This window comes from Phyllobacterium sp. GQ127, assembly GCF_059758635.1.
This window is the reverse complement of sequence record NZ_JCAXDZ010000016.1, coordinates 1-10,676: the sequence shown is the minus strand read 5'-3', so window position 1 is coordinate 10,676 and position 10,676 is coordinate 1. Positions and strand designations below refer to the sequence as shown.

Below are 10,676 nucleotides of genomic sequence, written 5' to 3'. Positions count from 1 at the left end.
AACGTATAGCAATCTAACTATTCATGGGAGCAATCAATGTCTCAACGCTTGTCAGGAAAGCGCATACTCCTAACCGGAGGCGTTGCTAATATCGGCCTCGCAATTCTGGAGGCATTCGTTGCTGAGGGCGCGACGGTTTCTGTTGTCGATATCGACGCGGTCAAGGGCAATGACGTCGAAAAACGGCTCGGGAAGCGTGTTCGATTCTTTAAAGCCGATATTTCGCAGGAATCCGAGATCAAGAGTGCAATCGACCGGTCAGTCGCCTGGATGCAGGGAATGGACACGCTGTGCCTAAATGCCGGCATCCAACTTTCGGGCAAGGTTGAAGACTTTTCGACGCCGGACTGGGACAAGGTGTTCACGATTAATGTCCGCGCCAATTTCATCTTCGCAAGGGAATCGGTAAAACATCTGCGCAATGCCGGCAAGTCCTCGATCGTGATGATGTCTTCGCTGGCTGGCAAACGCGGCGCCCCAGGCCTCGCCGCCTACTCGTCGTCCAAAGCCGCGATCATCGGTCTTACAACAACGCTTGCAATCGAGCTGGCGCGCGATGGCGTTCGTGTCAACGCCGTGTGTCCCGGTTGGATTGATACACCCTTTAACCAGCCGGTTATTGACTTCATCGGTGGTCGAGAAAAGCAAGAATCCCTGATACCGCTCGTCATCCCGCTTGGACGGCAGGCAACGCCTCAGGAAGTTGCGCCGCTTTTTGTTTTTCTCGCCTCTGACGAGGCTTCGTATGTGACCGCCCAGTCCATCAACGTCGACGGTGGCATCTATAATTGAAAGCAACAGCGAGGAAAGCATTATGATCAAACTGATTTCGCAGGAAGCAGCGCTTCATGCACTGAAGGTCGGCGCGGCAAAAGCAAGGGAACTCGGGGAGCCTTCTTCGCTTGCAATCGTTGATGCCGGCGGCAATCTGATGGCGTTCCTGCGCGTCGATGACGCCGCGCTTGCGACAGTAGAAATCGCGCAAAGCAAGGCGTACACCGCACTTGCACTTCGTTCGCCGTCCGGAAATTGGCTCGAGATCGTTCAGCCGGGTGCAGCTCTATATGGACTGGATGCTTTGGGCGGTCGGCGACCATTCGTGGTTTTCGGCGGCGGACTGCCGGTGCGAGACGGCAACTCGGTCATCGGAGGAGTAGGTGCATCCGGTGGTCCGGTGGACGCCGATTTGGCGATTGCGCAGGCAATGGTAGATGCACTCCAGACCAGTTGAGTCTGGAGGGCAGTTTGCAAAATCTGGCCAGCTCGGCCACACCAATTTTGTCTTTGGAACGAACCATTCCCAGCAATAGAACAAGGATGACAACATGTCCGAGCATTCAATCCAACTCAATTGGACGGCTGCGCCCCACGCGCAACAGCCGGCAACCTACAGCCGGGATCACACAGCGACGTACAGTGCACAGGTTTCAGTTGACGTTTCAGCGGCTGCCGCCTATCTCGGAAACAGCAACCTTGCCGATCCGGAACAGCTTCTCGTGAATGCCTTGGCGAGTTGCCACATGCTCTACTTTCTCGCGATCTGCGAGGGTAGCGGTTATGCCGTTAGCAGCTACCAGGATGAAGCTGTCGGAAAAGTTTCGAAAAACCCGGATGGAACTTTCTGGGTGTCGCAGATCACTCTCCATCCAAAAGTGGTCTTTGCTTCTGACAAGCAGCCCGATCGTGAAACATTGTCTCGATTGCATCACCGCGCCCACAAGGGTTGTTTCATCGCAAATTCGATCAAAACCCACGTTTCGATTGAGTTGGACTAAATCACGTCTGCAGCAGCCATATAGTTAAACAATTCTAATATAAAAAGGAGTGCAAAATGTCCGAAAAGGTAGTTGTTGTTGCCACGGTAACGGCACATGAGGGAATGCATGAGCAGCTGCGAGAAGCGCTTTTGACTTTGGTCCCGACCGCGCAAAAGGAACCGGGATTCGTTCAATACGATCTCCATGAATCGCTGGAGCGTCCGAGTGAGTTTGTCTTCTATGAAATCTGGGAGGATGAGAAATCGCTGGAGGTGCACAACAACACTGAGGCAATGAAGGCGTTCGGCGCGCGCGCCGGCCAGTGGATTCAGTCCGTTAAAATAGACAAGTTCAAACGCATCTCCTGATCCTTATTCAACAGGATCCACACCGCATTGCTGGACACCTGAACCCATGGTTTGCCGCGACCGGGCAAGCTGCAATCTTTGAGCAGGCCTGGTATTTAATTGGCTGTCGACCGTGCCGGTTCAACGACCGACTCAGTCCTTCCGCCAAATTAAGCAGATCGTTTCTAAGCGGCAGTTCCGCCGAATGGAGTTGTATAGATCATGGACAGGTTTTTGGAAGGCAAAAACGCATTTGTCACCGGTGCAACGTCTGGCATCGGACTTGCTTGTGCCCGGCGTTTCTCCAACCTCGGGGCGAGGGTAGCATTATCTGGGCGCCGGGCCGATGAGCTTGAAATGATTGCCAAAGAGCTGGGGCATGGCTCGCTTGTCGTCCCGCTCGATGTTAGTGATGCAGAAAATGTGAGCACTGCAGTTTCCGAAACATGGGACGCACTTGGGGGCATTGATTATCTGGTTCATGCTGCCGGCATTGTTACGCCAGCACCCCTGGAAGCACTATCCGCCGAGATATGGCGTCAGCATATAAACATCAACCTGAATGGTGCCTTTTACGTGATGCGGGAATGCTCCTTGCGAATGCGGGATCAAGGACGCGGCAGCATCGTGGCCATCGCCTCAGACCTGTCGTTCAAGGGTATGGAGAACTTTTCTCACTATTGTGCATCAAAGGCGGGTCTTGCTGGACTGTCAAAGTCACTCGCACTCGAACTTGCCCCTCACGTCAGGGTAAATTGTGTTTGTCCAGGTCCTGTCGATACACCGATGTTGAGAGCGGAGCTCGAACTCCTGGGTGGATCTGTTGCCCGCGAGTCCGCACTTTCGCAGGTGCCGATGAAGCGGTTTGCAAGTGCTTATGAAATCGCAGAATTTGTGGTCTACATCGCGACGCAGGTTACTTTTGCAACGGGAAGCATGTTAAGCATCGACGGTGGCACGAGTGCAGGGTAATCAGTCGGCGGTTATCGCCTAATCCTGATCTAAACCTTGTTTTCAAAAAAGGCGATATTCGCTCGCCACTTTCTGCGCCAGAGCCGCAACGATTCCATTTAGTTGCGTTTCAGGACGCTTGATGAAACTTGCGGTGAACGCCATTGTCGGCATGGTCTGATCGATCGTCCCGATCACCCGCAACCGACCACTTAGGACATGGTCAGAAACCACCTCAACGGGTATGGCAGCCACGCCAATACCATCAAGTGTCATACGAACAATCGATGACAACGAAGAGTTGGCAAAAATGCGCACGCGATGCTGCGCCTTATTAAAAAGTTCGGCGAGTTCCTGATAAGGTTGGGTCTGTCTTGCAAACGTGATGATTGGAAATGCCGCTAGTTCCTCGAGCGTCACCGCCTCTTGCCCCAGAGGAAACTCTTCGGGAACCACCCAGCGAAGGGGATATTCGCACAAGGGTAGATTCGCCACGCCTCCGGATATCACCGGTCCCATAAGGAGGGCAACGTCGATGCTGTTCTCAAGAAGGGCAGCTGCGAGACTGTTGGATCCATCGACATTAATCTCCAATGTAATAGCCGGATACTCGTGGTTCAGTCGTTTGAGCAGTTCCGGCAACCATGTGTGCACAATTGTGTCGGAAACGCCGAGTTGGACGGTCCCCTCCAACGCACTGGAGCCTGTCACGGAAAGCACCATCTCAGTCCGGAGCGCCAGCATGCGTTCCGCATATTTGAGAGCTTCGCGTCCTTTCACGGTCAGCCGGCTACCACGTTTATCGCGTTCGAACAGGCGCACTTTAAGTTCCCGTTCAAGCTGTGCAATGCGTGCGGACACAGATGGCTGCGTGGTATGAAGTTTGACGGCGGCCCGGTGAAAGCCGCCAGTTTGAGCTACAATACAGAATGTCTCTAAAGTGCGCAGGTCAATCATCATATTCGCCTGCCCCCTAAAATCGCATGCCTGCCTACCATCGACGAGTATATGAGCACATGCAAGTTATTTACGATCTGCTGCGATCCTGCTTTAGATTTGTGTACACCATTTCGCCCAGGCGTCCGGTGTCTGATACAGTTTACAAGAAACAACCCGCCAGAGAGCAATGCTATGAAACGGACGTCTCGAACTGGAAATTACCGTTCATCAAATCCTCGTCGCGTACATTGGTGATCAGCATACACCCTGGGCTATGGGTGACAGCGAGTGGTAGCCTGGCTTTTTCCAAAGCAACTTGTGGCGTGACCCCACACGCCCAGAAAACCGGTACTTCGCCTTCTTTTACTGGAACAGTGTCGCCAAAGTCGGGCCTGGACAAATCTTTGATCCCTATCGCAGAAGGCTCGCCAAAATGCACCGGCGCTCCATGAACTTGCGGCATTCTGGCAGTGATCTCGATCGCCAGGATGGCGTCTGCCGGCTTCAACGGTCGCATTGACACAACAAACTGCCCGGAAAAAGGACCGGATGGAATGCAATCGATATTGGTTTTGTACATTGGTACGTTCGACCCCAGTTCGATATGGCGGACACCAATGCCTGCCTTCAACAAAGCCCATTCGAATGAGAACGAACAGCCGATCAAAAAGGAAACCAAATCGTCACGCCAGATGTGGTGGATATCGGCAACCTCCTGTTCCATCTCGCCGTCGCGGAACACACGATAGCTCGGCACATCAGAACGAATGTCAATATTTCTGCCGACGTTATCCAACGACGGATCGCCGGGCTTTCCAACCGCGAGCAACGGACACGGTTTGGGATTTTGCAAGCAAAATTTTAAGAAGTCGTTCGCCCACGGCTCTGGAAGAATCACCAGGTTTGCTTGAGCAAATCCCGAGGCGAGGCCGGAGGTCTGCCCGGTAATTGTACCAGCCCTGACATCGAGGCGAATTTGCTCCGGTGAACGATCCGAGATATTTTCAAGCCCATCCATAATAAAACCATCCCTTCGTTTCGTGTACGCACGTGGGAGAGCTTGCCGTTTGGGTCCTTCTCGTCAAATCGCCATATTCAATGACGCGAGATAGATTTTATTGATCACGTAATACAGGCAGGAGCGGCTCTTTTAACGCTGCCGGCGCAGGTCTTTGGCGCAGGCCTGATAAAATTATTTTATCAGGCGACATCGCCAACGACAATTTGACCTGCCGGCCTTTTGGCAGGAACATCAGTCACGAGCAACATGATTGGGAGGTCATTCGTGTCGTGGCCTTTGGGCTCAGCACTTGCTGGCATGACCTGAGACTTACTTGTCATCTTGCAGATCCTTTTCAGGACTGCACGCTCAGCGTCAGATTTTCCCAGAACGCCTTGATCTGATCATCCAGGCGTTACTTCTAGTATAGTAAATTCAACTGCAACTATACTATAAAAATAATGGTATTTATCTATTTACACGAAAGAATTATCTGGTAATACTATATAAAAACAATCTAACTGTCGTTAGTTAGATCAATGAAGATAAGGGGAACAGGGTGGTGCACAGCATCCCTTGTATAGCTGCAACCATCGCCAGGAGGATTTATTCATGACCAAAAAAACCTCGCTATCTATCACTCGTCGTCACGCGTTGAAGTTTGGAGGCTTGGCGCTGTCCACGTCGCTGTTTGCGCCTGCAATTATCAAGAGGGCCTGGGCAGCAGAAGAGCCCATCACATTGTTGACCTGGGAAACCTACGATGAACCCGAATGGATAGCGGAATGGCAGGCAGCCAACGGGACTGAAATCAAACCTGTATTCGTCTCTTCGCTGGATGAAGTCTTCGCCCAGCTTCAATCAGGTGCCGTTAAGCCGGATGTTGTCTATTCAGAGGCCTCTACCGCGGGTCGCCTGAAAAAGGCTGGCCAGATCACACCATTCGATGTGACAAAGATCCCTAACATTGCCAACATCCTACCAGGACTGACCTGGCGCGAACCGCTTACGGTTGACGGCGTACTTATGGGCATCCCCCTGCACTGGGGCACACAACCTCTTCAGTACAATGCTGATGTGATCAAGTCGCCACCCACCACCTGGGCGGCTCTGTGGGATAAGTCCTATCAAGGAAAGGTTACGATATTTGATGACGCGACCGTCACGATTCCCATGGTCGCGCTTTACGTCGGTGCAAAAGACCCTTTCAATTTGACCGAAGACGAGTTCACCCTCGTCACCACTGCTCTGCGCGAGTTGCGAGCGCAGGTGCGCGTCGTCACCCGGGGGTTTGACGACGCCGCAAATGTCTATGCGTCGGGCGAAGCGGTGTTGGGCTATTGTCACAATGTTACTGTCGTCAATATGTTGAAGAAAAAAGGGCTCAACGCCAAGTACTCGCTGCCCAAGGAAGGGACACCCGCCTGGATCGAAGGCACCTTTGTCACACCGAAGGGGCAACGTGACATCGTCTACAAATTCCTGAACGATACGATGTCCGCCAAGTGGCAGGCGAGGTTCATGAAATTTTCGGGAAGCAACGGAGTTTTGACGCCTGCAGCGGCGCGTGAAGCTGGACTGACAGAAGACGAACTGAAGAACACCAATATTCTCGATTCCGATGATCCGAGCTTCAAGGACAACCTCGTATTCTTCAAAGAGCCTGAAAATGTCGAACGTCGTATCCAGCTCTGGAATGATTTCCTGGCCGGAACACTCTGACGTCCGCAATCCAGCTGGAGAATACCCATGGAAACATACGAAACCGACTCCGTGCTTTCGCTCGTCGGCGTTTCGAAAACATACGAAGGTGCCGAAAAACCGGCGCTGGACCAGGTTTCGTTCTCGGTCAAGCCCGGGGAATTCTTTTCGATCCTTGGCCCTAGCGGCTCCGGAAAGACGACAATTCTAAGGACGGTGGCCGGTTTTGAAAAACCGGACACCGGCCAGATCATGATGGCTGGCGAGGTGGTAAATTCTGTCGCTCCAAACAAGCGCGATGTCCGTACCGTATTCCAGAGTTATGCCCTTTTCCCGCATCTCACGGTGCGGGAAAATGTCGAATATCCCCTCAGAATGAAGGGGGAGGGGAAGTCAACCCGTCGGACCAAAGCCGAGGAAGCGCTGGCGCTGACCGAGATGTCGATTTTTGCCGATCGGCTTCCGCATCAGCTTTCCGGCGGGCAGCGTCAACGTGCTGCACTGGCGCGCTCCATCGTATCGCGTCCAAGGCTACTCCTTCTCGATGAGCCGCTTGCCGCCCTAGACCTTCGCTTACGCCAACAGATGCAGCACACCTTAGTGGCGCTGCAGAAAGAGTTGGGCATAGCCTTCATGTATGTCACCCACGACCAGGGAGAAGCTCTGTCGATGTCTGACCGCGTCGTCGTTCTGCAAGACGGGAAGATTGCTCAGCTCGCCACCCCCCGCGAAATATATTTTTCTCCGCAAAACGAATTCGTTTCACGCTTCGTCGGGCGCTCCAATCTCATTGCGGTCAATTTCGAACCGTCCGGTACCGGCTTCGTGGGAAATGTGCAGGGAATCAAAATTCCAGGCGTGACTGCCAAAAAGGCAGGCGCTGCGAGGATGGCGATCAGGTACGAAGGGATACAGGTGAAAGCTATCGACGACAAGGAATGTGCAACGGACACCATTCCCGGCATAGTGGAAGATGTCCTGTTCCTTGGCACCAACTGCGAAGTCAATGTCCGCTGCGGCGGAGTCAATCTCATCGGTACGGTGCCCGCAGTGCGCGAAACGGTGTTTTCGGTAGGCCAGCGGGTCAACGTCGCCTTCGATCCTGCAAATATGCAGGTCTTTCATGACTGAGATCGTTGCTCAAGCGCTGCCCGAACGATCCGCTGCGTGGCACGAACGTTTTCCGCTGGGATTTCGTCTTTCAAGCGTTCCGGTACTGGCCTGGCTATTTCTTATTGTTATTCTGCCTAACCTGCTTCTGATCGGAACCAGCTTCTTGAAGACCTCGGCGGGTGTTATCATCTTCGAGCCTTCGCTTATAAACTATTCAAGAATTTGGAATTCGGCAGGCTTCTGGACACTGTTGGTGCGAACGCTCTCCTTCAGTTTTTTTGCCTGTATAGTCGCAACATTCATCGCCTATCCACTGGCCTTCTATGTCGGTCGCGTTGCCAGGCGAAACAGGATGCTGCTGACCATCCTGATCGTCTTGCCTCTCTGGATCAGTCTCCTCATGCGGATTTTTGCGTGGCGGGTTATCCTTGGCCAATCCGGCGTTCTTAATGGGTTTCTTGTCTCAAGCGGGATCTTGGATGTTCCGTCGGAAGCCTTTCTTTATAGCCCAAGTTCAGTCGTTGTCGTCTTTGCGTACATTTCAGTTCCCTTCATCTTCATTTCCACGATGGGCGCTTTCGAGAAAATCCCCAATGACCTGATTGAAGCCTCGGAAGATTCTGGGGCAACGTCGCTGCAGACGTTCCTTCATTTGATATGGCCACTGACACGCAGAAATTTGGCGATCGGCTTTTCGCTCGCATTCCTCGTTACAGTTGGTGATTTTGTCACCCCTGCAATGATCGGCGGCATCGACGGAACGACGCTGGGAGTGGTTATTTCAACACAGTTCGGCTTCGCAAATAACTGGCCGTATGGCGCTGCTGTCGCTGTTGCCCTTATGCTAAGTGTCATAATTCTTCTGGGCGTTGTCATGATATTGACGCCAGTGCGCGGTGTCATGGTCGGCGGAGAAGCTGATCCGTCACCATCATCGAAGGGCATTGTCTCGAGCGATTTTGGGCAGCGTTTGGGTGGGATTGGGTACGTCGCGGCCATTATCTATCTTTATGCGCCCCTGGCAATTATCGTCCTTTTCTCGTTCAACTCAGCAAACCTCCAAACTCTTCCGCTGGAGGGGCTGACGCTGCACTGGTACCGCGAACTTCTGAACGATCCATCCCTGATTGACGCGGCCCGCCGATCAGTGACCGTTGCAGTATGCGTTGTATCAATTTCCGTCGTGGTCGGTACGATATTCGCGCTCATTGTCCATTATTCAAAGCTAAAAGGCGCGCGATTCTACGAAATGGCATTTGCACTGCCAATCGCAACACCGGGTGTTGTTCTCGGAATTGAAATGGTTCTGGGAACCGAGATATTCGGAATCCCCTCAGGTATGACGCGGATTGTCATCGGACAGATGAGCTTCGTCATGCCAGTTACGTTCCTGCTCCTGCTTGTTCGGCTTCGCCGACTCGATCCTAGTCTCATGGAGGCGTCATTGGATCTTGGAGCAAGCCGCTGGCAGAGCTTTGTGTATGTTTTGTTCCCAATGATCAAGGGAACAATGCTTGCAGGCGCTTTCCTGGGCCTGACCCTTTCTGCCGACGATGTCATGGTTACGTTGTTCCTGTCGGGCGGAGCACCGACCTTGCCCATTTGGGTGTTTAATCAGATGCGTTTTGGCTTCACGCCCTCGGTCAACGCAGTGTTCTCGCTCTTGTTGGTCATTTGTCTTGTCGCGGTTGCGATTGGCAGCTGGAAAACCGCCTTGAAGCGGGTTCCCAAGAGTCCCTGACCGGCTGCGAGACGGTTTACTGCTGGTCGGAATTCGAAAAATGACAGGCTATGTGAGCACCCGCCAGGATACGTTTTTTTTAATGGAGACTGCGAATGACAGACACACTGGAATGGCCGGCGAGCGGCATCGAGGGATTTGAACGAGGCTTTTCTACTGTTAACGGCGTCAGACTCCACTGTGTAAGCGGAGGGCATCCGGACGGGGAAGTTGTCGTACTGTTCGCCGGCTTTCCCCAAAGCTGGTACGCGTGGCGGAAAATCTTGCCGGAGCTTGGCCACAAATATCGTGTGATCGCATTGGATCTTCCCGGACAGGGTGATTCCGATCGGCCGATCAATGGCTGCGATACGACAGGTGTCGCCAGAATCGTCCGCGGCTTTCTCCAAAAACTGGGCGTCGATCGTCACTACCTCGTTGCACATGATATCGGCGCATGGGTCGCTTATCCCTATGCCGCACTTTACGGAAGCGACGTACTTGGTCTTGCCATTCTGGATACGGGAATTCCCGGGATCAGTCTTCCCGATGCATTGCCGTGGTCATCCGACGTCGCTTGGCGCACCTGGCACGTTGCCTTTCATAACATTGCAGACCTTCCGGAAGCACTCATTGAAGGGCGAGAGAACATTTATCTCAATTGGTTTCTCCAGCGCAAAGCGGCCAATCCGCAAGTGTTCTCCAAAAGCGATTACGATGAGTACCTGCGTGTTTTCCTCAATGGTGGCATGAAGGGCGGACTTGCCTACTACAGAGCAGTGTCCTTATCGGCAGATCAAAACCGAGAGCTTGCGGCCAAGGGCAAGCTCGAAATGCCTGTCCTCGCGGTGCGGGCCGATCAAGGTTCCATGCCAGACCTTGTCGCCCAATTGCAGAAAATCGCGAGCAATGTTCGAGGAACGGCAATCGAAAACTGCGGTCACTATCTGGCAGAAGAGCAACCCGAAGCGCTGGTGCGTGAACTTCTGGGCTTTTTCAAGTGAACGAGAGGTCGACAATCCATCCTACCCAAGAGGGGTGGGTTGTTGCAGGCTGCGGTTGGTCACGATGATCAACCGCAGCCAACTAATCCGCTGCGGTACAACGTAGCGGTTACCGCACGTCAACGCATGGCGCAGAATTAGGAG

General features: G+C 53.0%; 12 protein-coding genes. 9 read left to right on the top strand and 3 right to left on the bottom strand.

Annotated features, from left to right (window positions below):
- Positions 1-36 precede the first annotated feature (36 nt).
- The 5 genes from AC6CHM_RS24985 to AC6CHM_RS24965 all read left to right on the top strand — a co-directional run bounded on the left by AC6CHM_RS24985 (position 37) and on the right by AC6CHM_RS24965 (position 3,076).
- Positions 37-792 carry an SDR family NAD(P)-dependent oxidoreductase gene (locus AC6CHM_RS24985; protein WP_498176036.1) on the top strand — a complete coding sequence of 252 codons (756 nt, stop codon included), beginning with the start codon at positions 37-39 and terminating at the stop codon, positions 790-792.
- A gap of 22 nt (positions 793-814) precedes the next feature.
- Complete coding sequence (locus AC6CHM_RS24980; RefSeq protein WP_498176034.1) at positions 815-1,231, top strand: GlcG/HbpS family heme-binding protein; 417 nt, start codon at positions 815-817, stop codon at positions 1,229-1,231.
- 94 nt (positions 1,232-1,325) lie between these two features.
- Entirely contained in the window at positions 1,326-1,775 is a 450-nt protein-coding gene (locus tag AC6CHM_RS24975) for an OsmC family protein (RefSeq protein WP_498176032.1), read from the top strand.
- A 56-nt stretch (positions 1,776-1,831) separates the two neighbouring features.
- Complete coding sequence (locus tag AC6CHM_RS24970; protein WP_498176030.1) at positions 1,832-2,125, top strand: putative quinol monooxygenase; 294 nt, start codon at positions 1,832-1,834, stop codon at positions 2,123-2,125.
- A gap of 201 nt (positions 2,126-2,326) precedes the next feature.
- Positions 2,327-3,076 carry an SDR family NAD(P)-dependent oxidoreductase gene (locus AC6CHM_RS24965; RefSeq protein WP_498176028.1) on the top strand — a complete coding sequence of 250 codons (750 nt, stop codon included), beginning with the start codon at positions 2,327-2,329 and terminating at the stop codon, positions 3,074-3,076.
- Between the two features lie 42 nt (positions 3,077-3,118).
- Here the strand turns inward: AC6CHM_RS24965 and AC6CHM_RS24960 are convergent, their stop codons facing one another.
- The 3 genes from AC6CHM_RS24960 to AC6CHM_RS24950 all read right to left on the bottom strand — a co-directional run bounded on the left by AC6CHM_RS24960 (position 3,119) and on the right by AC6CHM_RS24950 (position 5,335).
- A complete protein-coding gene (locus tag AC6CHM_RS24960) occupies positions 3,119-4,015 on the bottom strand; it encodes a LysR family transcriptional regulator (RefSeq protein WP_498176026.1) in 897 nt (298 codons plus the stop codon).
- Between the two features lie 169 nt (positions 4,016-4,184).
- The gene (locus AC6CHM_RS24955) at positions 4,185-5,012 is read right to left on the bottom strand and encodes a putative hydro-lyase (protein WP_498176024.1); all 828 of its coding nucleotides are present in this window, start codon (positions 5,010-5,012) and stop codon (positions 4,185-4,187) included.
- 182 nt (positions 5,013-5,194) lie between these two features.
- Positions 5,195-5,335, bottom strand: coding sequence for a hypothetical protein (locus AC6CHM_RS24950; protein WP_498176022.1), 141 nt, complete (start codon positions 5,333-5,335; stop codon positions 5,195-5,197).
- 271 nt (positions 5,336-5,606) lie between these two features.
- On the opposite strand from AC6CHM_RS24950, the gene AC6CHM_RS24945 reads away from it, so the two are divergent.
- The 4 genes from AC6CHM_RS24945 to AC6CHM_RS24930 all read left to right on the top strand — a co-directional run bounded on the left by AC6CHM_RS24945 (position 5,607) and on the right by AC6CHM_RS24930 (position 10,532).
- A complete protein-coding gene (locus tag AC6CHM_RS24945) occupies positions 5,607-6,716 on the top strand; it encodes an extracellular solute-binding protein (RefSeq protein ID WP_498176020.1) in 1,110 nt (369 codons plus the stop codon).
- A 27-nt stretch (positions 6,717-6,743) separates the two neighbouring features.
- Positions 6,744-7,826 (top strand): ABC transporter ATP-binding protein, encoded by a 1,083-nt coding sequence (locus AC6CHM_RS24940; protein ID WP_498176018.1) that lies wholly within the window; start codon positions 6,744-6,746, stop codon positions 7,824-7,826.
- Entirely contained in the window at positions 7,819-9,549 is a 1,731-nt protein-coding gene (locus tag AC6CHM_RS24935; RefSeq protein WP_498176016.1) for an ABC transporter permease subunit, read from the top strand. Before AC6CHM_RS24940 ends, AC6CHM_RS24935 begins: the two co-directional genes overlap by 8 nt.
- A gap of 95 nt (positions 9,550-9,644) precedes the next feature.
- Complete coding sequence (locus tag AC6CHM_RS24930) at positions 9,645-10,532, top strand: alpha/beta fold hydrolase (protein ID WP_498176014.1); 888 nt, start codon at positions 9,645-9,647, stop codon at positions 10,530-10,532.
- The last annotated feature ends 144 nt before the right edge of the window (positions 10,533-10,676 follow it).